The sequence below is a fragment of the Oribacterium sp. oral taxon 078 str. F0262 genome (assembly GCF_000160135.1).
GTDB lineage: Bacteria > Bacillota > Clostridia > Lachnospirales > Lachnospiraceae > Oribacterium.
Genome location: NZ_GG729935.1, coordinates 314,803 through 336,820, shown reverse-complemented (window position 1 = coordinate 336,820; position 22,018 = coordinate 314,803). Strand labels below are relative to the sequence as shown.

The 22,018-nt window shown below is 53.6% G+C and carries 23 protein-coding genes; 20 read left to right on the top strand and 3 right to left on the bottom strand.

Annotation, left to right across the window (positions count from 1 at the left end; translation table 11 throughout):
• The first annotated feature begins 349 nt into the window (after positions 1-349).
• From glf to GCWU000341_RS08930, 4 genes are all read left to right on the top strand, one after another.
• The gene (glf, locus tag GCWU000341_RS08945) at positions 350-1,465 is read left to right on the top strand and encodes a UDP-galactopyranose mutase (protein WP_009215625.1); all 1,116 of its coding nucleotides are present in this window, start codon (positions 350-352) and stop codon (positions 1,463-1,465) included.
• Between the two features lie 103 nt (positions 1,466-1,568).
• The gene (locus GCWU000341_RS08940) at positions 1,569-2,897 is read left to right on the top strand and encodes a 6-phosphofructokinase (protein ID WP_009215624.1); all 1,329 of its coding nucleotides are present in this window, start codon (positions 1,569-1,571) and stop codon (positions 2,895-2,897) included.
• 96 nt (positions 2,898-2,993) lie between these two features.
• A complete protein-coding gene (gene cls / locus GCWU000341_RS08935) occupies positions 2,994-4,553 on the top strand; it encodes a cardiolipin synthase (protein ID WP_009215623.1) in 1,560 nt (519 codons plus the stop codon).
• 68 nt (positions 4,554-4,621) lie between these two features.
• Entirely contained in the window at positions 4,622-5,134 is a 513-nt protein-coding gene (locus tag GCWU000341_RS08930) for a nitroreductase family protein (protein WP_009215622.1), read from the top strand.
• A 149-nt stretch (positions 5,135-5,283) separates the two neighbouring features.
• Here the strand turns inward: GCWU000341_RS08930 and GCWU000341_RS08925 are convergent, their stop codons facing one another.
• Positions 5,284-6,054 (bottom strand): type III pantothenate kinase, encoded by a 771-nt coding sequence (locus GCWU000341_RS08925; RefSeq protein WP_009215621.1) that lies wholly within the window; start codon positions 6,052-6,054, stop codon positions 5,284-5,286.
• Positions 6,054-6,668 carry an ECF transporter S component gene (locus GCWU000341_RS08920; RefSeq protein WP_009215620.1) on the bottom strand — a complete coding sequence of 205 codons (615 nt, stop codon included), beginning with the start codon at positions 6,666-6,668 and terminating at the stop codon, positions 6,054-6,056. The genes GCWU000341_RS08925 and GCWU000341_RS08920 overlap by 1 nt, the downstream gene beginning before the upstream one ends.
• A 123-nt stretch (positions 6,669-6,791) precedes the next feature.
• Between GCWU000341_RS08920 and GCWU000341_RS08915 the strand changes: the two genes are divergently transcribed.
• From GCWU000341_RS08915 to GCWU000341_RS08875, 9 genes are all read left to right on the top strand, one after another.
• The gene (locus tag GCWU000341_RS08915) at positions 6,792-7,721 is read left to right on the top strand and encodes a helix-turn-helix transcriptional regulator (RefSeq protein WP_009215619.1); all 930 of its coding nucleotides are present in this window, start codon (positions 6,792-6,794) and stop codon (positions 7,719-7,721) included.
• Positions 7,718-7,990: a type II toxin-antitoxin system HicB family antitoxin gene (locus GCWU000341_RS08910; protein WP_009215618.1), complete on the top strand. Its 273-nt coding sequence runs from the start codon at positions 7,718-7,720 to the stop codon at positions 7,988-7,990. Before GCWU000341_RS08915 ends, GCWU000341_RS08910 begins: the two co-directional genes overlap by 4 nt.
• A 79-nt stretch (positions 7,991-8,069) precedes the next feature.
• Positions 8,070-9,428, top strand: a complete 1,359-nt coding sequence (locus GCWU000341_RS08905; RefSeq protein ID WP_040654090.1) for a dihydroorotase — start codon at positions 8,070-8,072, stop codon at positions 9,426-9,428.
• Between the two features lie 221 nt (positions 9,429-9,649).
• Entirely contained in the window at positions 9,650-10,372 is a 723-nt protein-coding gene (locus tag GCWU000341_RS08900; protein WP_009215616.1) for a dihydroorotate dehydrogenase electron transfer subunit, read from the top strand.
• Positions 10,315-11,277 carry a dihydroorotate dehydrogenase gene (locus GCWU000341_RS08895; protein WP_330360392.1) on the top strand — a complete coding sequence of 321 codons (963 nt, stop codon included), beginning with the start codon at positions 10,315-10,317 and terminating at the stop codon, positions 11,275-11,277. The genes GCWU000341_RS08900 and GCWU000341_RS08895 overlap by 58 nt, the downstream gene beginning before the upstream one ends.
• A gap of 403 nt (positions 11,278-11,680) precedes the next feature.
• Entirely contained in the window at positions 11,681-12,433 is a 753-nt protein-coding gene (gene pyrF, locus GCWU000341_RS08890; RefSeq protein ID WP_050761989.1) for an orotidine-5'-phosphate decarboxylase, read from the top strand.
• Between the two features lie 2 nt (positions 12,434-12,435).
• Positions 12,436-13,107: an orotate phosphoribosyltransferase gene (gene pyrE, locus GCWU000341_RS08885; protein ID WP_009215613.1), complete on the top strand. Its 672-nt coding sequence runs from the start codon at positions 12,436-12,438 to the stop codon at positions 13,105-13,107.
• A gap of 116 nt (positions 13,108-13,223) precedes the next feature.
• Positions 13,224-14,150: an aspartate carbamoyltransferase gene (pyrB, locus tag GCWU000341_RS08880; protein ID WP_009215612.1), complete on the top strand. Its 927-nt coding sequence runs from the start codon at positions 13,224-13,226 to the stop codon at positions 14,148-14,150.
• Positions 14,151-14,168: 18 nt separating this feature from the next.
• Positions 14,169-14,612, top strand: a complete 444-nt coding sequence (locus GCWU000341_RS08875) for an aspartate carbamoyltransferase regulatory subunit (RefSeq protein WP_009215611.1) — start codon at positions 14,169-14,171, stop codon at positions 14,610-14,612.
• Positions 14,613-14,680: 68 nt separating this feature from the next.
• Here GCWU000341_RS08875 and GCWU000341_RS13575 read toward each other — a convergent pair whose 3' ends face one another.
• Complete coding sequence (locus GCWU000341_RS13575) at positions 14,681-14,905, bottom strand: hypothetical protein (protein WP_009215610.1); 225 nt, start codon at positions 14,903-14,905, stop codon at positions 14,681-14,683.
• 414 nt (positions 14,906-15,319) lie between these two features.
• Here GCWU000341_RS13575 and GCWU000341_RS08870 point away from each other — a divergent pair, with 414 nt between their 5' ends.
• From GCWU000341_RS08870 to GCWU000341_RS08840, 7 genes are all read left to right on the top strand, one after another.
• Complete coding sequence (locus GCWU000341_RS08870) at positions 15,320-16,264, top strand: MarR family transcriptional regulator (RefSeq protein WP_009215607.1); 945 nt, start codon at positions 15,320-15,322, stop codon at positions 16,262-16,264.
• Complete coding sequence (locus GCWU000341_RS08865; protein WP_009215606.1) at positions 16,257-17,021, top strand: hypothetical protein; 765 nt, start codon at positions 16,257-16,259, stop codon at positions 17,019-17,021. The genes GCWU000341_RS08870 and GCWU000341_RS08865 overlap by 8 nt, the downstream gene beginning before the upstream one ends.
• Before the next feature lie 597 nt (positions 17,022-17,618).
• Entirely contained in the window at positions 17,619-18,008 is a 390-nt protein-coding gene (locus tag GCWU000341_RS08860; protein WP_155812755.1) for a hypothetical protein, read from the top strand.
• 539 nt (positions 18,009-18,547) lie between these two features.
• Positions 18,548-19,396, top strand: a complete 849-nt coding sequence (locus GCWU000341_RS08855) for a transporter substrate-binding domain-containing protein (RefSeq protein WP_009215602.1) — start codon at positions 18,548-18,550, stop codon at positions 19,394-19,396.
• Positions 19,397-19,416: 20 nt separating this feature from the next.
• Positions 19,417-20,088: an amino acid ABC transporter permease gene (locus GCWU000341_RS08850; protein WP_009215601.1), complete on the top strand. Its 672-nt coding sequence runs from the start codon at positions 19,417-19,419 to the stop codon at positions 20,086-20,088.
• A gap of 9 nt (positions 20,089-20,097) precedes the next feature.
• Positions 20,098-20,853 (top strand): amino acid ABC transporter ATP-binding protein, encoded by a 756-nt coding sequence (locus GCWU000341_RS08845; protein ID WP_009215600.1) that lies wholly within the window; start codon positions 20,098-20,100, stop codon positions 20,851-20,853.
• Positions 20,850-21,827 carry a glutathione S-transferase C-terminal domain-containing protein gene (locus GCWU000341_RS08840; RefSeq protein WP_009215599.1) on the top strand — a complete coding sequence of 326 codons (978 nt, stop codon included), beginning with the start codon at positions 20,850-20,852 and terminating at the stop codon, positions 21,825-21,827. The genes GCWU000341_RS08845 and GCWU000341_RS08840 overlap by 4 nt, the downstream gene beginning before the upstream one ends.
• Positions 21,828-22,018 lie beyond the last annotated feature (191 nt).

Below are 22,018 nucleotides of genomic sequence, written 5' to 3'. Positions count from 1 at the left end.
GGGGCGGACAAATGCGAAGCAAGTTTGACCGCATGAACATTCGGATATTTGACGGATGAGAATGTAAGGCCGCCTTTTCTGCTGCTCTGCCGACCCGACGCAGGACGCTCTCGCTCCGACTGCCGCGGCCAGCGGCGCATAAGCGTAGAAGTCTGCCATCAGGCAGACTCGGAGCGTCCTTGACCACTTCTCAGAGAGAAGTGTCTCCCGAAGGGAGATCGGCTGAAGCCACCCGGGCGAAGCCGAGTCCTTAAACGCCGGGGCGGCAGACGGCCTGCTTACAGGCCGACAGAGCAGCAGGGCGGCAGCGAATACGAGTTATACCCATTTTCAGGCAGGGGGAGACTTTATGTATGATTATCTGATCGTTGGCACGGGGCTCTTCGGCGCGGTTTTCGCGAGGGAGGCGGCGGACCGGGGAAAGAGGGTCCTCATGATCGACCGGAGGGACCATATCGCCGGGAATGTCTACACGAGGGAGCAGGAGGGGATACAGGTCCATCAGTACGGGGCCCATATCTTTCACAGCAATGAGAAAAGGGCCTGGGACTATGTGAATCGCTTTTCGGAATTCAACCGCTTTACGAATTCTCCGATCGCGAACTTCCACGGGGAGCTCTATTCTCTTCCCTTTAATATGTATACTTTCAACCGGATGTGGGGCGTGATCACGCCGGAGGAAGCGAGGGAGAGGATCGAGAGAGAGCGGAGAGAGGCCGCGATTTCCGAGCCGAAGAATCTCGAGGAGCAGGCCATCTCCCTGGTGGGGACGGAGATCTACGAAAAGCTGATCAAGGGCTATACGGAGAAGCAGTGGGGGAGAAGCTGCAGGGAGCTTCCCTCCTTCATCATAAAGAGACTTCCGGTCCGCTACACCTTTGACAACAATTATTTTAATGCTCTCTATCAGGGCATCCCGATCGGGGGATATACCGCGATGCTTGAGAGGATGCTCTCCGGCATCGAGCTTCGCCTCGGAGTCGATTATCTGAAGGAACGGGAGGAGCTCTCCGCCCTTGCCAAAAGGGTGCTCTTTACCGGTCCGATCGACGAGTATTACGACTTTCGGCTCGGCGCCCTGGAGTACCGCTCCCTCCGCTTCGAGACGGAGCTTCTGGACATCCCGAATTTCCAGGGCAACGCGGCCGTGAATTATACGGATCGGGAGACGCCGTGGACCAGGATTATCGAGCACAAGTGGTTTGAATTCGGGCGGGACCGGGAGGGAAATCCGCTTCCGAAGACCATCATAAGCCGGGAATACAGCTCCGAATGGAGGATCGGGGAGGAGCCGTACTATCCGGTAAACGATGAGAAGAATCAGGCGCGCTGCCGGGAGTATCAGAAGCTTGCCGAGAGGGAGGAGAAGGTCTTTTTCGGAGGGAGGCTCGGGGAATACCGCTATTACGATATGGACGCGGTGATCCTCTCCGCGCTCCGGGCAGCGGAGCGGGAGCTGGGCTAGCCGAGAAGAAGGGGCCGGGGCGGGATGTACCTTTCCAAAGCGGCCGATCGGCGTAAAAGGTAGAGGAAGAGGGAATCCGCGTTTTCATAAAAGCAGGGGGAATATGGCAGGAAATCTTTTAATCGCGCAGTCCGGCGGTCCGACCGCGGTAATCAATGCGACGCTCTCCGGCATCCTGGAGGAGGGACTTCTCTCGGAGGAGATCGATCGGATCTACGGGAGCCGCTATGGAATTCAGGGACTTTTCGAGGAGAAGCTTCTGGAGCTCAGTCAGCGAATCCCGGAGCTTTTGCAGAGGGATTTCCCCGGGAGAAGCAGGGAGGACGCGCTCTCCCGCTTCCTTCAACGGCTTTCCAAAACACCGGCCGCGGCGCTTGGCTCCTGTCGCTATAAGCTGGAGGATCCCTCGGAGTTTGAGAGGATCCTGGAGCTCTTTCGAAAATACGGGATCTCGTATTTTATCTATATCGGCGGAAACGATTCCATGGACACCGCCTGGAAGCTCTCCCGCTTTTTCCGGGAGAGGGGGGAGGAGGGAATCACGGTGGTCGGAGCGCCGAAGACGATCGACAACGACCTCTTCGGGATTGACCACTGTCCGGGCTTTGGCTCTGCCGCAAAGTATATCGCGACCTCCCTCTCCGAGCTCTCCCGGGAGCTTTTCGTCTATGAGCAAAGCTATGTGATCATCGTGGAGATGATGGGGAGAAATGCGGGCTGGCTCACCGCGGCGGCGGCCCTCTCGGAGCGGATGGAGGGCTCTGTCCCCATGCTGATCTATCTGGAGGAGCACAGCTTCTCCGTGGAGCGCTTTCTATCGGATCTGAGGAAGGCTCTTTCGGAGAGGGGAAGGCTCATCGTCGCGGTCTCTGAGGGAATCAAGGACGAGGAGGGAGTGCTGATCTCCGACTATGATGCCGAGGCCGAGGAGAGGGAGAGCGGAGAGGAGAAGGGGAGACAGCTTTCCGGGAAAGCGGAGAGAGGAAGAGGGGATGCGGATGCCTTTGGGCACAGGATGCACTCCGGCGCGGGAAAAGTTTTAGAGGAGATCGTGCGGGAGAGGATCGGGTGCAAGGTCCGTTCCATCGAGCTGAACCTCCTGCAGCGCTGCGCGGGGCATCTTCTCTCCAAAACGGATGTCACGGAATCCCGGGAGCTTGGGAGGCGGGCCGTGCGGCTCGCACTCTCCGGGAAAAACGGAGAGATGTCCTCTCTCAGGAGGTCCTCTGCGGCGGGAGGAGAATACCGGGCGGAGTACTTCGGAGCTCCGCTCTCCGAGATCGCAAACCGGGAGAAAAAGGTCCCGTCGGAGTGGATTACGGAGGACGGCTGTCATCTCACAGAGGACTGCATCCGCTACCTTCTCCCGCTGATTCAGGGGGAGGAGAGCTGCGATTTTGAGGACGGACTTCCGAAGTACGTAGAATTTTAAGAAAAGATATCGGGAAGAAGTTCCCGGGCGCGGCGGCTTTTTGCTATACTTGGGAGGGCGGAATCAGGAGAGAGCGGGAGAGAGCCGGAGGGAAAGATGAACGAAGCGGAGGGGCATGTCCACAGAGAGGATCGGAAGAACAGCGTGGGAAGACTGATCTTCGTCGGGATTTCCGTGCTTTTGCAGCTCGCCTGGTTCAGCATCATCGTCCTTCGGCTGAGCGAGAATTATCTCTGGATTTCTCTCAGCCTCCACTTAATCGCCGCGGCCTCGGCGCTCGGGATTTTCGGAAAGCACACGAACTCGACGATCAAGATGAGCTGGATCTTTTTCATCATGGCGGTGCCGATCCTCGGCTGGGGACTCTACTTCATGAGCTACCGCTCAAACTTCGTGAAGACGATGGACCGGAGGTTCCAGACCGTGGACCGCGCGGTGCTCTCGGCCCTCCCGGATAATGAGGAGATCCTTTCGCCTCTTCTCAAGGAGAATCCCGGCGTCGGAAACCAGCTTTATTTTCTGAAGCACAGCTGCGGCTTTCCGCCCTACCGGGATACAGAGGTGGATTTCTATGGGGATACCAGAGAGGCTCTGGAGGCGCAGAAGCTTGCGCTTAGAAACGCAGAGCACTTTATCTTCATGGAGTACCACGCGATCGAGAACCGGATCGCCTTCGGGGAGCTGAAGGAAATCCTTATAGAGAAGGCAGCGAGCGGCGTGGAGGTCCGGGTCTTCTACGATGACATCGGCTCCATCGGCTTCATTGATCCGCAGTTCATCCGGGAGATGAGCTCCTACGGCATTTCCTGCCGGGTCTTTAATCCGATCGTGCCGATCGTAAATCTTTTCATGAACAACCGGGACCATCGGAAGATTACGGTCGTGGACGGCAGGATCGGTTTTACGGGCGGCTACAATCTCGCGGATAAATATTTTAATCTCACTCATCCCTATGGTCTTTGGAAGGACAGCGGGATTCGTCTGGAGGGACCCGCGGTCCGGACGCTGACACTCCTTTTCCTGGAGATGTGGAATGCGATGGATGAGAAGCCGGTGGAGTCGGTAAAGCCCTATCTCCTGGATTTCCCGCGCTCTGTGGGAAGAGGATCCGAGGGCATAGTCGTCCCTTATGCGGATGATCCGGTGGACAGTCTGTGCACAGGGGAGGACGTCTATCTCAACATCCTGAAGAACGCGAAGCACTATGTCTTTATCGCGACGCCCTATCTCATTATCACAGACGACATGTCCCGGGAGCTCACCCTCGCGGCGCGAAGAGGCGTCGATGTGAGGATCGTGACGCCCGGAATCCCGGACAAGAAGCTCATCTATCAGGTGACTCGCTCCTATTATAATCAGCTTGCGCGGGATGGGGTCAGGATCTATGAGTTTACGCCGGGCTTCCTGCATGAGAAACAGATTCTATCGGATGATGAGTGCGCGGTGGTCGGGACGATCAACTTTGATTACCGGAGTCTCTACCACCACTTTGAGGATGCGGTATATCTCTACCGCTCCCGCTGCCTTCCCAAGATCCGGGAGGATTTTTCGGAGCTCTTCCGGCTGTCCCGGGAGGTCACGAAGCGCTATGGAGACCGGTCTATGGCGCTCCGCCTGGGGCAGGGGGTTCTCCGGCTCTTTGCCCCTCTTATGTGAGCTTGACGGAGTTTTAGTATTTTATCCTTGAAAGTGAAAGGAGGAAGGGCGGCATCGCCCGAAGCAGTATGGAATTTTCAGAGCTTGCGAAAAATCGTTATTCATGCAGAAAATTAAGTGATCGTCCGGTGGAGAAGGAGAAGCTGGAGGAGATCCTCTCTATCGCGAGGCTTTCCCCCACCGCGCACAACGATCAGCCCTACCGGATCTTTGTCGCATCGGGGGAGGAGGCGGTCCGGAAGATCAAGGAGACGACGCCCTGCGACTTCGGAGCCTCTCTCTTTCTCCTCATCGCCGCGGAGAAAAAGGAGGGCTGGGTCAGAGAATTCGATGGAAAGAATTTCGCCGAGGTGGATGCCGCTATCGTCGCAAGTCATGTGATGCTCTCCATAGAAGCCCTCGGGCTTGGGAGCACCTGGGTCGCGTACTTTGACGCTCCGAAGCTGAAAAAGCTCTTCCCGGAGACGGCGGACTATGAGCTGATCGCGCTCTTTCCGATCGGCTATAAGGAAAAGGACGCGGAGCCCTCTCCCCTTCACTTTGAGAGAAGGCCCCTCGAAGAGCTTGTAAAATACCTCTAGGATATGATCCCCGCAGCCGGGGGACAGCATGCGGGAATGCCTGCGCGGGGACAGAAAAAGCGGCGGGGCAGATCCTGGCATCGGGAGAGCCGACTGCGAATCCCCGCCGCCGTGGGGAGTCTTCAGCTCTCCCGGGATGTCCGATGCGCTTAACTCTCGTTCAGCTGAAAGAGATGCCAGAGTCCGTGGAGGAGGAGTTCCTCATCCACGAGGATTTTGTGGCGGCAGTAGGGGCAGATCACTCCGGCCAGTCCCCCCGTCCCAAGGAGCGTCGCCTCCGTGTGAAGCTCCGACAGGAAGCGGTCGATGATGCCGTCCAGCGCGCCCGCCGTGCCGTAGACGATACCGGAGCGCATCGCGTCGCCGGTCGAGGTGGCGATCAGCTTCTTGGAGGGGGCGACATCGATCGAGGGGAGGAGAGAGGTCTCCGAGGCGAGCGCATTCATGGAGATCCCGACACCGGGGAGGATCACACCTCCGATATAATCCCCATTTTGGTCGACGACGGTGATCGTCGTCGCGGTGCCCATGTCGATGATGATGGCCGGAAGCGGATATTTCGCCTTCGCGGCCACTGCGCCCGCGACCAGATCCGGCGCGATGGTGCCGGGATCATCGATCCGGATGCGGAGTCCCGTGCGGATGCCGGGGCCGATCACGAGGGCATCCCGGCCGATTGCCATCCGGAGCGCTTCTCGGTAGGGCTCCGTGAGCTGAGGGACGACGGAGGAGATGACGGCGCCGCAAAAGCCGTCCGGGTCGATCTTAAGAAGCGCAAAGATCTGCCGGATATCCGAGGCATACTCGAAGCCTGTTTTCTTCCGGTTTGTCTCCATGCGGAAGATCTGAGAGAGCTTTCCCTCCGAATCGGCACAGCCGAATACGGTGTGAGTGTTTCCGCAGTCCAGTAAGAGCACCATTAGATTTCCTCCTGATTTTTCATCTGATGAGCGGCGTGGACGATGCGGACGATGACCGGAGCGAGTGCGATATTGACGCCGAGCTCGATCAGGAAATTGACGCCGACCAGGCCGAAGAGAATATAGCTTGTGAGATTCCGGGAGCCCGCGGCCCATTGGGAGAGCGTTTCCCGGAAGAAAAGCGTGAGCCCCAGAAGGAAGAGACCGGTATTTACAATGGGAGCCGTGAGCGCGGCGAGAAAGACGCCGAGAGGGAGATTCCGTTTTGAGAGGCCCTCTGCGACAAGGCCCGAGAGATGACCGGCCAGCGTGCTCTTGCAAAGGCAGATCAGGATGGTGATAATGGGGTGAAGGCTGAAGAGGAGGAAGCCCCCGGCGTCCGCTCCGGAAGCGACGGAGATGCCGACCAGGATTCCGAAGAGGAGGCCGAGCAGCGCACCGCTCAAGGGGCCGTAGAGGATGGCTCCGATGACGATGGGGACCAGTGTCAGCGTAATGCTGAAGCTCCCCACCCGGATGCTCCCCGCGAGGAGCTGGAGGATCAGGACGAGCGCCGCGAGGATCGCGGTGCCGACGAGCTGAGACACGGAAATAACTTCTTTTTTTGTTTTCATGATGTTCTCCTGCTGTTATCCAAAATTGGTATAGCGCATTGATTTGAGAATCTGACGGAAGCATTATGCCACGGAAGAGACGTGATTTCAAGTAAAGCTTCATGAAGGAAGGGAGAAGAGCGAATGGATCGGAGAATAGACTCCGGGGAGGGAGAGGGCCGGAGAGAGGAGAGCTTGGATGCCGTGCTCTATGAGGGGGAGGGAGAGCTCTTCCTCCCCTTGAGCTGGCACGAGCTGCCGGAGCTCTTTTATTTTAAGAGCGGGGGCTTTCTCCTGGAGCTGAACCTGAGAGAGTGCGAGATCCGGCAGGAGTGCCTCTGCTTCGTCTCTCCGGGGACGCTTCGCAGTATCCGCGCTCTCTCGGAGGACAGCGCGGAGTATGCGCTTCGCTTTGACCTTCGCTCTCTTTGCTTTTCTCCGGAGGATCCGCTGGAGGAGAAGCTGATGAGACCGCTTCGGGAGGGAAGGCTTTGCTTTCCCCGCTTCGTCTCGGTCTCCGATATCGGCTATATCGAGCTTCTGCGGGAGCTCTCAGAGCTGATCCGCCGCTTTCATCTGAGCGGAAGAAGGAGTCCCGTCTCCTCGGGAGGGGAGAGACTGGAGCTGAAAAGCCCCGGGGAGCAGCTCCTCCTCCGGGCGGGGCTTCTCAAACTGATCGGAATCCTGGAGCTCTGCGGTATGCTCCGGGAGAAGGAAAAGGAGGAGGGGGACGGGGAGAGGCAGGCCAGAGTGCTCCGGGAGAGCATCCGCTATATCCGGGAGAACTATCAAAAGAAGATTTATATCCGGGATCTCTCCGAAAAGAGCGGCTTAAATGAGCAGTATTTCATCCGCTTTTTCAAGGCCTCGATCGGAAGCTCTCCGCTCGACTACATCAATGCCTACCGGATCGAGCGCGCGAAGGAGGCACTCCGGAACACGGATGAAAAGGTCTATGAGATCGCGGAGCGCTGCGGCTTTCACAATATCGGAAACTTCATCCGGCTCTTCCGCTCGTCCTGCGGTGTGACGCCGAAGCGTTACCGGAAGCTCTCGGGGGAGGGGGAAAAATGACATATTATTATCCTGCGGTGATTACGAAGAAGGAAAAGGGGGGCTACCGGGTCGACGTGATCGACCTAGAGAGCTGCTATGGGGAGGGCGCGGACCTGGAGGACGCGCTGGAGAATGCGAGATATGCGGGAGTGAACTGGCTCCTTGCGGAGTCGGAGGATCAGGCTGATTTCCCGATGCAGACTCACCTCGATGATATCCGGCTTAAGCCCGGGCAGAAAGCCACCATGCTGGCCTTCCTCATGCCCAGGGAGGGCTGGGAGGAATGAGCCTTGTCTTCGGAGGGCCTTTATGCTACACTATCCCGGAACCTTGCGGGAAGCTTTCACTTTTCAGAGGGAGGGGCCGGTGGGAAGGATATTACTGAGAAATGCTCAGATCTTTACGAGGGACGGCTTTCGACAGAGGGATCTGATGATCCTTGAGGGGAGGATTCTCCTGAATTTTTCGGAAAAAGAGAGAGAGGCGGCGGCCGATCTCAATATGGACGGATTCTTTATCGTTCCGGGCTTCGCGGATGTGCATGTGCATCTGCGGGAGCCCGGTTTTTCTTATAAGGAGACGATAAAGAGCGGGACGGAGGCCGCGGCGAGAGGGGGCTATACCGCGGTCTGCGCGATGCCGAATCTCTCCCCCGTGCCATCAAGCCTTGAGAATCTGAGGGCGGAGCTCTCTTTGATCGAGAGGGATGCGCTGATCCACGTCTATCCCTACGGCGCGATCACAAAAGAGCAGAGGGGGAGGGGAGAGCTCTCGGATATGGAGGACATCGCCCCCTATGTATGCGCCTTCTCCGACGACGGGAAGGGAATGCAGGAGGAGTCCGAGATGAGAGCGGCGATGCAGGAGGCGGCCCGCCTCAAAAAGATGATCGTCGCCCACTGTGAGGATGAGAGGGAGCTTCGCCCGGGCGGCTGCATTCACGATGGAGAATACGCGAGAGCGAAGGGGCACGTCGGGATCAACAGCGCCTCGGAGTGGAAGCAGGTGGAGAGGGATCTCCGGCTCGCGAAGGAGACCGGCGCCCGCTATCATGTCTGCCATGTCTCCACGAAGGAGAGCACAGAGCTCATCCGGAGGGCAAAGAAAGAGGGCGTCCTCGTAACGGCGGAGACCGGTCCGCATTATCTCATGTTTACGGACCGCTTCTTGGAGGAGGACGGAAGCTGGAAGATGAATCCGCCGATCCGCTCCCAAGAGGACCGCGCGGCACTCCTACAGGGGATAAAGGATGGGACGATAGACTGCATTATCACAGACCACGCACCGCACTCCGAAGAGGAGAAGTCAAAGGGCCTGGATGGCTCTGCCTTCGGAATCAGCGGGCTCGAGTGCTCCTTCCCCGCCCTCTACCATAATCTTGTATTGAGGGATCCGGAGAGCACGGAGGAGAGGATCGATCGCACCAAAGAGGCGCCAAGGGGGAAGGGCGCGATCAGCCTGGAGAAGCTCATCCATCTCATGTCGGTCCGGCCGAGGGAAATCTTCTCCCTCCCGGGGCCCCGCTATATCGAAGAGGGAGAGGAGGCGGATCTCGCGGTATTGGACCTCTCGCCTATCTACCGGGTGAAGTCGGAAGGCTTCCTGTCGATGGGGAAGAGCACCCTCTTTGACGGCATGGAGGTCCGCGGCGAGGTCGTAAAGACCTATGTCGGGGGAAGAGAGGTCTATGACAGGAAAGAAGGGATCCGAAGGGAGCGAGCCTGAGGGCGGGCTCCGCGTCAATGGGAATCCGGCGGATATCCGCTGCCGGACAGAGGAGCCGGCTCCCCCGAAAGGATGGGGACATTTTTTCGCTCTTACAGGCTTGGGAAATTAAGATATGTGCTGAAGGATGCGGAATCGGGGACAGCGCATGCCGGGGAAGGAAGGGGAGGAGTCTTTCTTCGGCGGATTTACGATGAGGAGAGTCTTCGCAGGAGAGGGAGATGAAGGAAGCAGAATACAGGATTTTGGAAAATCGGGAGATCGCAAGAGGGGTCTTTCGCATGCTGCTGGGGGGGGACAGCTCGGAGATCAGGGCGCCGGGACAGTTTGTGAATCTGCACATCCCCGGGAGCTTTCTCAGAAGGCCGATCTCAGTCTGTGACTGGGAGGAGGGGAAAATCACTTTGATCTATAAGGTAGTGGGGCATGGGACAGAGGAGCTTAGCCGCCGGGAGGCAGGGGAGATACTTCGCGCTCTCACGGGACTGGGAAACGGCTACATGCTTTCGAAAATCCCGCCCCGCCCGGTTCTCTGCGGGGGCGGGGTCGGCGTGCCGCCGCTCTATGGACTTTGCCGGAAGCTGGTGCAGCTGGGGAAGCATCCCCATGTGCTCCTCGGCTTTCGCTCAAAGGAGGATGTCTTCTATGAGGAGGAGTTCCGGGCGCTCAAAGTCCCGGTCGAGCTTACGACGGAAGACGGAAGCTATGGGAAAAAGGGCTTTGTCACAGAACTCCTTGAAGAAAAGTGCTACGCCCTTTGCTGCGGGCCGGAGCCGATGCTCCGCGCGCTTTATGATAGGACAGAGGACGGGCAGTTCAGCTTCGAGGAACGGATGGGCTGCGGCTTTGGCGCCTGCATGGGCTGCAGCAGGAGGACGAAGGACGGATGGAAGAGGGTCTGTACGGAAGGGCCGGTCTTCTTTCGGGAGGAGATAGTATGGTAGATCTCAGCACGGAGCTTTCGGGGCTCAAACTGGATAATCCCGTGATTCCGGCCTCCGGGACCTTCGGCTATGGAAAGGAGTTTCGGGAGCTCTATGACCTCAACATTCTCGGCTCGATCGCGATCAAGGGGACGACGCTGAAGCCCCGCTACGGAAATGAGCTCCCGAGGATCGCGGAGTGCCCCTCCGGCATGCTCAATTCCGTCGGGCTGCAAAATCCGGGGCTTCGGAACGTCATAGAGCACGAGCTTCCGGAGCTCTCGGAATTCTTCCATAAGCCGGTCATCGCGAATATCTCCGGCTTTTCCATCGCGGAGTATATAGAGCTTGCGGAGGAGATGGATCAGGTAAAGAATGTGGGGATTTTGGAGCTGAACGTCTCCTGCCCCAATGTCCGGGGCGGCGGGCTCGCCTTCGGGACCGATGCCGATAATGTCTATACCCTTTGCTGCGGGGTGAAAAAGGCCACGAAAAAGCCGGTCTATGTGAAGCTTAGTCCCAATGTGACGGATATCGTGAGTATCGCAAAGGCCTGCGAGAAGGGAGGGGCGGATGGCATCTCCCTCATCAATACCTTGCTCGGCCTTCGGATCGACATCCAAAGAAGGCGGACGGTATTAAAGAACCGGATGGGAGGCCTCTCGGGACCTGCGATATTCCCGGTCGCGCTCCGCATGGTCTATCAGGTCCGCCGGGCCGTGAAGATTCCGCTGATCGGCATGGGCGGCATCTCCTCCGCGGAGGATGTGATCGAGATGATGATGGCGGGGGCCTCCGCGGTGCAGATCGGGGCGATGAACCTGACGGAGCCCCTGATCTGCCAGAGGATCATCCGGGAGCTCCCGGAAAAATGCAGGGAGCTCGGCATCGAAAAGCTCTCGGACATTATCGGCTGTGTGGAGTAAGAGAGTAGTGGTGCCTCCCGAAGGGAGGTCGGCTGAAGCCACCCGGGCGAAGCCGAGTCCTTAAGCGCCGGGGCGGCAGACGGCCTGCTCATGGATCGACCGGTCCGGCAGGGCGGCATGAGGTGGTTTCGGCCTGGCAGCAGTGCAGCCCGGTATTGCGGGAGCCTGTGTTTAGGAAAACACTGATTAAATCGGGAAAGTTACGTGCCAGCGGGCGTGATGCCGCAAAAGCGTGCGGAACGCCGGTACTTAATGAACACGAGTAGAACGAAGTGTGAATTTAGTACCGCTGCGTGGAGCCCCGAACGGGAGTGCCTTTTGAGGCACACGCCTATGGCACGTGAGCACAGGAAAATGGACTGCTTATGGCACGGCGATGAAGGAGTGGAAGGAGAGGAGAGGGATGGGAAGAGATGTCATCATAGCGCTGGATTTTCCGGGGAGGGAGGAGCTTTTCCGTTTTCTTCGGTACTTTTCCGGGGAGAGTAGGAAGCCCTATGTGAAGATCGGCATGGAGCTTTTCTACGCGGAGGGGCCGCGGATTGTGCGGGAGCTGAAGGAGCTGGGCCATCCGGTCTTTCTGGATCTGAAGCTCCATGATATCCCGAATACGGTGCGCTCCGCGATGCGTTCTCTCCGGGAGCTGGACATCGACATGACAAATGTCCACGCCTCCGGGACGAAGGAGATGATGGAGGCTGCGCTTGAGGGGCTCACGAGACCGGATGGCAGACGCCCGCTCCTCATTGCGGTGACGCAGCTCACCTCGACTTCACAGGAGAGAATGGAGCGGGATCTTCTGATCCGGGAGCCGATCGACGAGGTGGTTCTGCATTATGCCAGGAGGGCCCGCGAGGCCGGACTGGACGGGGTCGTCTGCTCTCCGCTGGAGGCGGGAAGGATTCATGACAGCCTCGGACGGGACTTTTTGAGTGTCTGCCCCGGCGTCCGTTTTCCGGGAGGGGAGGCCGGAGATCAGTCCCGCGTCGCTTCGCCGGAGAGGGCGAAGGAGCTCGGCGCGGATTATATCGTCATGGGACGCCCCATCACGCGGGCGGAGGATCCCGTCTCGGCCTATCGGAGGGCGATGGAGGAGTTCACAGGGGTTTCGGCGGCTCCGGGCAGCACAGTGCCGGATGAGAAGCGGGAGGATTAAAAATGGAAAGAGAGGAAAAGACAGCGTTTGGGAAGACAGAGGAGATCGGAGAAAGAGCAGCGGAGGCACTGCTTTCCATCCGGGCAGTTTTTCTCCGCCCGGAGGAGCCCTTCACCTGGGCCTCCGGCATTCGCTCCCCGATCTACTGTGACAATCGCCTGGTTCTGAGCTTTCCATCGGTGAGGACGCTTATAGAGGAGGGAATCGCGGAGACGGTGAAGCGGGAGTATCCGGAGGCGGAGGCGCTCTTTGGCACTGCCACGGCCGGTATCGCGCACGCGGCTATCGCCGCTCAGTTCCTCGGGCTTCCCATGGGCTATGTCCGCGGAAAGGCGAAGGACCACGGGAGGAAGAACCGGATCGAGGGGAGGCTCTCGAAGGGGGAGAAGGTCGTCGTCATCGAGGATCTGATCTCCACCGGCGGCTCGGTCCTGGACTGTGTGGAAGCGCTCCGGGAGGAGGGAGCGGAGGTGCTCGGGATCGTCAGCATCTTCACCTATGGGATGAAGAAGGGACTGGAGAGACTGGACAGCGCCAAAGTCCGGAACAAAAGTCTCTGCGATCTGGACACGCTCTTAAAGGTCGCACTCCGGAAAGGCTATATCCGCCCCGAGGACGAGGGGAAGCTGCTTCGTTTCCGGGACGATCCGGCGGACGAGAGCTGGATGCGATAGGGGAGCGGGAGACGGCGTAGTTTTCCTGTCGGAATTAGCGCTGTCAGCATGGATGAAAGGGCAGCGGGGAAAGAGAGAACGGATACAGTACAGTATGAAGAAAGGAAGTCAATGCGATGCAGGGAAAGCTAAGGAGCGTCATCAATATCTTGGATCTGTCGGTGGGTGAGCTCGAACATCTCATGGATCTTGCGGACCGGATCGAAAAGCAGCCGGAGGAGTACCGGGATCGCTGCCGCTATAAGAAGCTCGCGACACTTTTCTTTGAGCCCTCCACCAGGACAAGGCTCTCCTTTGAGGCGGCAATGCTGGAGCTCGGGGGACAGGTGCTCGGCTTCGCCGGGGCCTCGAGCTCTTCCGCGGCAAAGGGGGAGAGCGTGGCGGACACGATTGCGGTCGTATCCAACTACGCGGACATCATCACCATGCGGCATCCGAAGGAGGGCGCTCCGGTCGTCGCGGCACAGAACAGCACGGTTCCCTTCATCAATGCGGGGGACGGCGGGCACTTCCATCCGACGCAGACTCTCGCGGATATTTTGACGGTGCGGAGGACCTGCGGGAGGCTGGAGGGGCTCACACTCGGCCTCTGCGGGGACCTGAAGTTCGGGCGCACGGTGCATTCCCTGATCGATGCAATGCTTCGCTATCCGAGGAACCGTTATATCCTGATCTCCCCGGAGGAGCTCAGACTGCCCGAGTATGAGATCGAAAAGCTCAGATCCTCCGGCGCGGAGTTTGAGGAGACGACCTCTTTGGAGGACGCGATCCCAAAGCTTGATATCCTCTATATGACGAGGGTCCAGAAGGAGCGCTTCTTCAACGAAGAGGATTATCTTCGCTTAAAGGATATCTATGTCCTGACGCCGGAGAAGCTGAGGAATTCCAAGGAGAGCCTCGCGATTCTGCATCCTCTCCCGAGGGTCAACGAGATTTCCGTCGCGGTGGACAGAGACCCCAGGGCAAAATATTTCTATCAGACTCTCTGCGGAAAGCAGATGCGGATGGCCCTCATCCTCTTCCTTCTGGGACTGGATGAATAAGAGAGGAGGACAGACAGGATGAAGATAGACGGAATAGAGAATGGAATTGTGCTGGACCACATCAAGGCGGGGAGAAGCATGCTGGTCTACCGCTATCTGGGGCTAGACCGGGTGAAAAGCCAGGTCGCCATGATACAGAACTGCGTCTCCCATAAGATGGGGAAGAAGGATATCGTAAAGATCTCGGAGAATATCGATCTCGACCTGGAGGTCTTGGGGTATATCGATCCCGGCATTACGGTGAACTACATCAAGGATGGGAAGCAGGTCAGAAAGGCGAGCCTGGAGCTCCCGGAGAAGCTCCGGAATGTTCTTCGCTGCAGAAACCCCCGCTGCATCACCTCCACGGAGCAGGAGCTCCCCCATATCTTCCGCCTTGCAGACCGGGAGAGAAGGCAGTACCGCTGCATCTACTGTGACACGATCGCAAAGAAGGATGAAATTCGATCCATGCTGCCGTAAGGCAGCGGGGAGAGCCCGAAAAAGAAAAGCTTTCGTCAGAAAAGATTTCCTTGCCATTCCTTGGCAAATCAACGATACTGAAGAGGAAGAACCTTTACGGGGAGCTGAGCGCTGCTGAGATCCTCTGCCTTGGAGAACAGGAAGAGAGGGACAAAAGCCGTTTTCGGAAAGGAGGCATTCACAGTGAGCGTAAAGACATTTGTCCTTTTGAACATAGCCTTCTTCATCGTTGCCTTGATCTCCACACTCCTAAGAGGGGGGAAACTGCCGTCGATCCTTTTTGTCCTGTACATTTACGGAATTGTATTCCTGACTACCTTTGTCATAAGCTGGATCAAGAGAAAGGACTGAAGAGAAGGAAGAATCTGTGAAACGGGACCGCTTCGGCGGTCCCGCTCCTTAAAAGGGTAGATGATGGCGCTGAAGTAACGGATTAACCGAGACCATGATGAAGCTTTGAAAACATCTGAGCACAAGGTCTTTTATGATGCAATCAAAATCATAGAAGGCCTTTTATTATGGAAAAAAGGAAGAGAAAACCTGCTCACCAGGTCCAGATGGCTGGCAGAAAGCGATATTGAAAATATTAGAAAGATTAACAGTGATATCAATCAGTATTATAGAGATAGAATCAAATAACAAATGAATTGCACTTTAACATAATTAGTGTTAATATGCGTTTATGATGTTATCATAGGGGGGGCGAGATGAGTTATCTGGAAGAAGTGCTTGGAATAAAAGCCATCTACAGTCAATGGAAGGATAGTAAAAAACTGCCATTCCTGATCACCGATCGCTATGATTTTCAAAGGGTGTTTCTTGACGAAGTTCCAACGGTCTTCATGTATGTTAAAGGATCAATGGAGAGTCTGGTTAATACCAAGGCGCATGTGAGAAAGGCAGGATCGTTAGCTGGAGTTCCGCTGGTACTGGTGCTTCAAACATGTCTTCCAAGACAGCGCGAGAGTCTGATCCGTGCAGGAATCCCATTTATCGTGGAGGGAACACAGATCTTTCTTCCATTTATGGGCGTTGCTCTGCGCGAAAAATATTCAAGACCAGCGGAATTTCGCACGCAGCTGACGCCGTCGGCACAGGTTGTTTTCTTGCATTTGCTTTATGGAGCAAAGAATAAAATCCTGCTGAAGGATGTGGCAAAGGAATTAAACTTGACGGCGATGACTGCTTCAAGAGCCGTCAGACAGCTGGAAGATGCCGGGATGATCAAGACACAAAAAGAGGGTGTGCATAAAATTATTTTAATGACGAATCAGGGGCAAGCTCTTTTTCGAAAAGCAGAGAGCTTTTTGATATCACCTGTCGGGCGGAAGCTGTATGTCACAAAAGATAAGGCTTTTGAGAATTGTCTGAAGGCAGGATACCTGGCGCTGTCTGAGTACTCTATGCTCAGTGCCCCGAGGACCAATGTTTATGCGGTAAACAATCTTCCGGCAGAATACATGGAGGAGATGACGGACGCAGATCAAGAGATTCAGATCGAACAGTGGATATATGATCCCTGTCTTTTTGGAAAGAATGGAAGTGTAGATCCTATCTCTCTTTACCTGTCGCTTCGAGATGATCCGGATGAGCGCGTACAGGAAGCACTTGATACTATGATGAGTGACTTCTGGAGGGAGTATCATGCTTAAAGGCTTTCAAAGTTTTAGGGACTGGTTCGCCGGGTTTGAAGCAAACTATACGATTATCGGTGGTACGGCCTGCGATCTATTGATGTCGGATTACGATTTGGATTTTCGTGCAACGAAAGACATTGATCTGGTATTGATTCTTGAGGAATTGACACCGGAGTTTAGCAGAAGGTTTTGGGATTACATTCAAGATGCGGGATATGAGCATCGGGATAAGAGTAGCGGAAAGAGCCAGTTCTATCGTTTTTCAAAACCAAAGAACGGGGATTATCCTGCGATGATTGAACTGTTTTCGAGAAGGACGGAGAGGATTCTTTTGCCGGAAGAAGCAGTACTCACTCCAATCCCGATAGAGGAGGAAGTGTCCAGCTTATCTGCTATTTTGCTGGATGAGATGTATTATCAATTCCTGAGGAAGGGATCGATCGTGATAGATGGGGTGGCGATACTGGATACGCCCTATCTGATTCCATTTAAGATGAAAGCCTGGCTGGATCTGACAAAGAGGCGAGTAAAGGGAGAGAATATAGACAGCAAAAATATCCGGAAGCATAAGAATGATGTCTTTCGAATGTCTACTCTGCTGGGGGGAGAGACGGTACTTCCAGCAAAGGGGGCGATCAAAAAGGATATTGAAGAATTCCTTTTGAAGATGGGAGATGAAGGGTTAGACGTGAAACAGCTTGGATTGAGAAGAACAAAAAAAGAAATGATCGACCGTCTGAGAAGGTGCTATTTGTCAGGAGAAGGTGAATAAGGGGGATATATAGCTGACGGAATTTTATCATAGAGTCAGTTGATGAGAGAGGCATTTACGAGGATGCTTTTTTGCGGCCAAAAGTTTATGATTTGGAGACCGTCGTCGATCCTTTTTGTCCTGTACATTTACGGAATTGTATTCCTGACTACCTTTGTCATAAGCTGGATCAAGAGAAAGGACTGAGGAGGAGAGAGGATTTATGATGCGGGGCCGCTTTGGCGGCTCCGTTTCTTTTTCGAAAGGATCAAGAACGCTGTAAAATTCATGCCGCAAAACATGACACATCCTTTCTGAATTTAAAAGAGAGTGGAGTTCTCAACTTCATTTTAGGAGTCATAACTTAGAAGAAAAAAGACTTGAAAGCTTGAAATCCATTCGCATTCTCACTATAATATAGACAAAAGAATAACGAGAACGAGAAGTAAAAAATGTTATATTTAATAGATTGAAAAGATAATTTGAGATGTGCTGTTATAAAGGCGTTTGCTATTCACCCTATCTTATGTGGTGAGGAATAGAAAGGGGGTTATGAGCGATACAATTCTACCATCAGGAAGGAAGTTAATGGAAATTTCCATAGGAAGGAGAGGCCTTATGAAATTTGCAGTTGACTATAAGATGGCTTTATATGTATTCGTGGTTGGATGCGTTTGTATAGGTATCAGAATGGCTATGTCACCTTCCCTCCCTTTGGTGTTAGAGCTTGCGGTTGGCGCTGGTTTATGTCTTGTCAGCGTGGGATTGACAGTATGGGAGATCATCGGAGATCTCGGTTTCTTCTATGGTTTTGCCGAGAATTGGAATGGATACGGCATTGTAAATAGCGGTTTTATCGCTGGGATGTCTGCATTCTTTTTTTCGAGAGAATGGCAACTTGGTATTGCAATAGTGGTTTTGCTGAGTGTTTTCACGATGATCGAAAGGCTTTGTATTCGATATGCCGTTTCGTTAGTTAAGAAAACTCATAAAAGCCATAACGGTTAAAGCCCTATTTATCATAAAAAGGGTAGATGATGGCGCTGAAGTAACGGATTAACCGAGACTATGATGAAGTTTTGAAAACATCTGAGCACAAGGTCTTTTATGATGCAATCAAAATCATAGAAGGCCTTTTATTATGGCAAAAAGGAAAAGAAAACCTGCTCACCATGTCCAGATGACTGACAGAAAGTAATATTGAAAGTATCAGAAAGATTAACAGTGATATCAATCAATATTATGGGGATAGAATCAAATTACTCCTCGGAGGGATCAACCCTCTGGGATATGGAAAGAATGGAAGAGCAGATCCTATATCTTTTTACCTGTCGCTTCGAGATGATCCGGATGAGCGCGTGCAGGAAGCACTTGAAGCTATGGTATAGATCAACTTTATTGTAATTAAAATCTTTAATAGATATTCACTATTTGTCACTAAAAAATACAAGTGATATAATTGTAATCTATCAATGTGTTTTACACGATATCAACTCATGAGGAAAATGGCAAGAAGACAGATCTCAAACTAAAAAATTGGAGAGAAAATGATGAAGAAAAAGTGGATTGCGGGAAGTATCGTGTTGGCATCGATTTTGATGATTATGTGGATAACGGGCTGTTCCGGAAACTCGACTTCCAAGGAGTCTGGTTCTCAAAGTACCGAACAGACCGTCAGCACCGATACGAGCGGAGAAGCCAAAGAGGTCATTAAAATTTCCACCACGGGAAATCACACATTTTTCTCTGAAACAAACGAAAAGACCGGAGAACTTCAAGGATACGAAATAGATGTGTGGAACGAGATCGCGAAGAGAAAGAACTGGGAAATTCAATGGGAACTCGCGGGATTCCCGGGAATCCTCGAATTGCTGGAAGCCGGACGAGTGGACACCGTGGCGGATCAAATCGGGGTTACCGACGAGCGTAAAAAAGTCTATAACTTCAGCGAAGTGTATTTCTATGTGCCGTATCGGGTCGTCGTCGCGGAAGACAACGATACTATCCACGGGATTAAGGACGTATACGGCAAGAAAATGGGGGTATTGGTGAACGATATCGCCTACGCGTTTAAAGATCAATTTGACCCGGACAACAAGATTCAATATGTGGAATATGAAAAGAGTACCGCCGTGCATACCGACGTCGCCCTCGGAAGAACGGACGCGTCGCTGATGTCTTCGATGCATATCGAAGACGTCAAGAAGAAATCCGGACTGAAAATCAAAGGGGTCGGCGATGTGGTTTACACCGAAGACGCCGCCTATCCTTTTCACAAAGACGAACGGGGAACGAGACTCTGCAATGAAGTAAGCGAAGTTTTGAAACAGCTGAAAGAAGAAGGATTTCTCCGAGAGACGGCAATCAAATGGTTCGGTTTTGACCCGATGGAATAAGGCGAACGGAGAAGTGAAGCATGGATCAATTCAATGCGAAACTGTTTTTCGAGCTTTTTCCGAAAATTCTGAAATTTTTGCCGGCAACTTTCAGTCTTGCGCTGACATCCGCGTTTTTTTCTCTCGTATTCGCAATTCTTTTGGCGATTATCCGTCAGTATCGAATACGAGGGTTATATGCGCTGAGTTCTCTCTATGTTTCGTTTTTTCGGGGAACGCCGTTTGTCGCACAGTTGTTCTGGTTTTATTATGGCTTGACACAGATCTTTGACGCCATCAAGGTGATGAGCCCGTTTACCGCGCTGGTCATCTGCATGAGTGCCAACTACGCGGCGTTTATGTCGGAAGATATCCGAGCGGCGCTGAATTCGGTCAGCAAGGCACAGTATGAGGCGGGACTCTCCATAGGCATGCATCCGCTGCAAACCGTTCAAAGAATCATCCTGCCGCAAGCCGCCAGGGTGGCGGCGCCGGGGCTCTCAAATCACTTTATCGGCATCTTTAAGTCCACATCCATCGGATTCATGATCGGATATAAGGACATGATGGCAGCAGTGGGATTGGAAACGTCGAAAGCCTATCGCTTTTTGGAAGGATATACGGTCTCGATCATCGTTTACTGGGTGATTCTGTCCATTCTCTCCTTCGGACAGAAGAAGCTGGAAGAAAAGCTGAATGTCAATTACAAGTAAGAGACAAATATGATCGAAATAAAGAACCTGAAAAAAACATTTGGAACTCTCGAAGTGTTGAAAAATGTATCCTTTCAACTGAACAAGGGAGAAGTGCTGGTCATTATCGGACCGTCCGGAACGGGCAAATCCACTTTATTGAGATGCATAAATTTTCTTGAACGGGCGGAGGCAGGAATCATCACCATCGGAGATGTCACAGCCGATGTCTCCACGGCGACGAAACAAGAAATTCAACACCTGCGCTCCCTCACCTCCATGGTGTTTCAAAACTACTGTCTGTTTGCCAATAAGACGGCACTCGAAAACATCATGGAACCGATGGTTGCCGTCCAAAAAATCGATTCGAAAACGGCAAGGGAAAAAGCCCTGCGCATTCTCGAATCCATCGGACTTCCGGACAAACGCGACGCCTACCCGGCGCACCTGTCGGGAGGACAGCAGCAGCGGGTCGGGATCGGCAGAGCGATGGCGGTCAATTCGAGTCTGATGCTGATCGACGAACCGACGTCTTCACTCGATCCGGAACTCGTCGGCGAAGTCCTGAAACTGCTTTATCAACTCGCTAAAAACGACACCACCATGATTATCGCAACCCATGAGATGGAGTTTGCGCAACACATTGCGAATCGAATCCTGTTTATGGACAATGGGGAAATCGTCGAAGAGGGCACTCCCGACGAGATCTTCCATCATCCGAAATCGGAACGACTGGCACAGTTTTTAAAAAAATTTACGAAAAATAAGGAGAATTTAGAACTGTGAACTATATCGAATTTGAAGGGAGGAAAATATCCGTCCGGACCGCCGTGGACGACTACGAGATCGACGAAAACGGGGAATATCAGCGGCAAATTCCCCGTTTTCAAAACACTTTCGGCAAAAATGCGGAAAATCCGGTCGAAAAAGATCGATACACCCTCTTTTGGGCAAAGGACTGCGCATGGTCGAACCGAATTGCCATCGTCTACTCGATGCTCGGTTTGGAAAGCGCGATCAAAGAGGAGATCGTGTATTGGACGAAGTTGAATCTGCCCGTGGGATGGGAGTGCGGCAATGCCGAGGATCACATCAATCCGGAGAGTCAGGCGCGATTCATCGGCGAGCTGTATTATCGAAGCGACCCGAATTTTGAGGGGCGCCCTGCCGTTCCCGTTCTCTACGATTACAAGAGACAAATGATCGCGAATAACGATTTTCAAAACCTGACTTATTACTTGGAGAACGATTTCAAGCCATTTCACAAAGAGGGCGCGCCAAACTTATGCCCTTCGAACCGATTTCGAGAGATTCGGGAGCTGGGAAACTGGCTGTATGACCATATCAACAATTCGATTTACAAGATGTTTTTCGGAAAAAACAAAACCGCATACCGCAAGGGATACGATGAGTTCCGCTCCGGCATGGAAACCTTGGAGAAGACCTTGGATGAACAGAGATTTCTGCTCGGAGATCATATTTCGGATTCCGACATTCGTTTATTTTCCACGCTAGTCCGACTGGACGAGGACTACGGAAAAGGGCTGGGACTCGATGAAAAACTCATCCACTACCCGAACCTGTTTGACTACTGCCGAGAGATCTATCAATTGAAAGACGTTCGAAAAAAGATTTTTTTTAAATATATGTATCGCGGAGAACCGAAAGAAGACGTCATCCATGCCATTGAAGAGCTCTGGTCGACGCCGGTGTGCCGAAGCGGGAAAATCAAAAAAAGCGACTTTATATATCTATTATAAAGTCATAGAGGTTACTGCTTCAAACTGGAACTTTGTTCCGTAGTTGGCTCTTCGTCTTCATCATAAGCCGGATCAAGAGAAAGGACTGAGGAGGAGAGAGGATTTATGATGCGGGGCCGCTTCGGCGGCCCCTCTGTTTTGTGAAAAAACGGTAATTTATCTCAGATAAGGGCGAGATTTACCGTGAAATA

Excerpts from the sequence above, each read along its gene's own strand:
- GCWU000341_RS08860 (WP_155812755.1), top strand. The coding sequence starts at position 17,619 with ATGAAATTTGCAGTTGACTATAAGATGGCTTTATATGTATTCGTGGTT.
- glf (WP_009215625.1), top strand. The coding sequence starts at position 350 with ATGTATGATTATCTGATCGTTGGCACGGGGCTCTTCGGCGCGGTTTTC.
- GCWU000341_RS08920 (WP_009215620.1), bottom strand. The coding sequence starts at position 6,668 with ATGAAAACAAAAAAAGAAGTTATTTCCGTGTCTCAGCTCGTCGGCACC.
- GCWU000341_RS08930 (WP_009215622.1), top strand. The coding sequence starts at position 4,622 with ATGGAATTTTCAGAGCTTGCGAAAAATCGTTATTCATGCAGAAAATTA.
- GCWU000341_RS08900 (WP_009215616.1), top strand. The coding sequence starts at position 9,650 with ATGAAGGAAGCAGAATACAGGATTTTGGAAAATCGGGAGATCGCAAGA.
- GCWU000341_RS08855 (WP_009215602.1), top strand. The coding sequence starts at position 18,548 with ATGATGAAGAAAAAGTGGATTGCGGGAAGTATCGTGTTGGCATCGATT.
- GCWU000341_RS08875 (WP_009215611.1), top strand. The coding sequence starts at position 14,169 with ATGAAGATAGACGGAATAGAGAATGGAATTGTGCTGGACCACATCAAG.
- GCWU000341_RS08925 (WP_009215621.1), bottom strand. The coding sequence starts at position 6,054 with ATGGTGCTCTTACTGGACTGCGGAAACACTCACACCGTATTCGGCTGT.
- GCWU000341_RS08895 (WP_330360392.1), top strand. The coding sequence starts at position 10,315 with ATGGAAGAGGGTCTGTACGGAAGGGCCGGTCTTCTTTCGGGAGGAGAT.
- GCWU000341_RS13575 (WP_009215610.1), bottom strand. The coding sequence starts at position 14,905 with ATGTACAGGACAAAAAGGATCGACGGCAGTTTCCCCCCTCTTAGGAGT.
- GCWU000341_RS08850 (WP_009215601.1), top strand. The coding sequence starts at position 19,417 with ATGGATCAATTCAATGCGAAACTGTTTTTCGAGCTTTTTCCGAAAATT.
- pyrB (WP_009215612.1), top strand. The coding sequence starts at position 13,224 with ATGCAGGGAAAGCTAAGGAGCGTCATCAATATCTTGGATCTGTCGGTG.
- GCWU000341_RS08940 (WP_009215624.1), top strand. The coding sequence starts at position 1,569 with ATGGCAGGAAATCTTTTAATCGCGCAGTCCGGCGGTCCGACCGCGGTA.
- GCWU000341_RS08845 (WP_009215600.1), top strand. The coding sequence starts at position 20,098 with ATGATCGAAATAAAGAACCTGAAAAAAACATTTGGAACTCTCGAAGTG.
- GCWU000341_RS08915 (WP_009215619.1), top strand. The coding sequence starts at position 6,792 with ATGGATCGGAGAATAGACTCCGGGGAGGGAGAGGGCCGGAGAGAGGAG.
- pyrE (WP_009215613.1), top strand. The coding sequence starts at position 12,436 with ATGGAAAGAGAGGAAAAGACAGCGTTTGGGAAGACAGAGGAGATCGGA.
- pyrF (WP_050761989.1), top strand. The coding sequence starts at position 11,681 with ATGGGAAGAGATGTCATCATAGCGCTGGATTTTCCGGGGAGGGAGGAG.
- cls (WP_009215623.1), top strand. The coding sequence starts at position 2,994 with ATGAACGAAGCGGAGGGGCATGTCCACAGAGAGGATCGGAAGAACAGC.
- GCWU000341_RS08910 (WP_009215618.1), top strand. The coding sequence starts at position 7,718 with ATGACATATTATTATCCTGCGGTGATTACGAAGAAGGAAAAGGGGGGC.
- GCWU000341_RS08870 (WP_009215607.1), top strand. The coding sequence starts at position 15,320 with ATGAGTTATCTGGAAGAAGTGCTTGGAATAAAAGCCATCTACAGTCAA.
- GCWU000341_RS08865 (WP_009215606.1), top strand. The coding sequence starts at position 16,257 with ATGCTTAAAGGCTTTCAAAGTTTTAGGGACTGGTTCGCCGGGTTTGAA.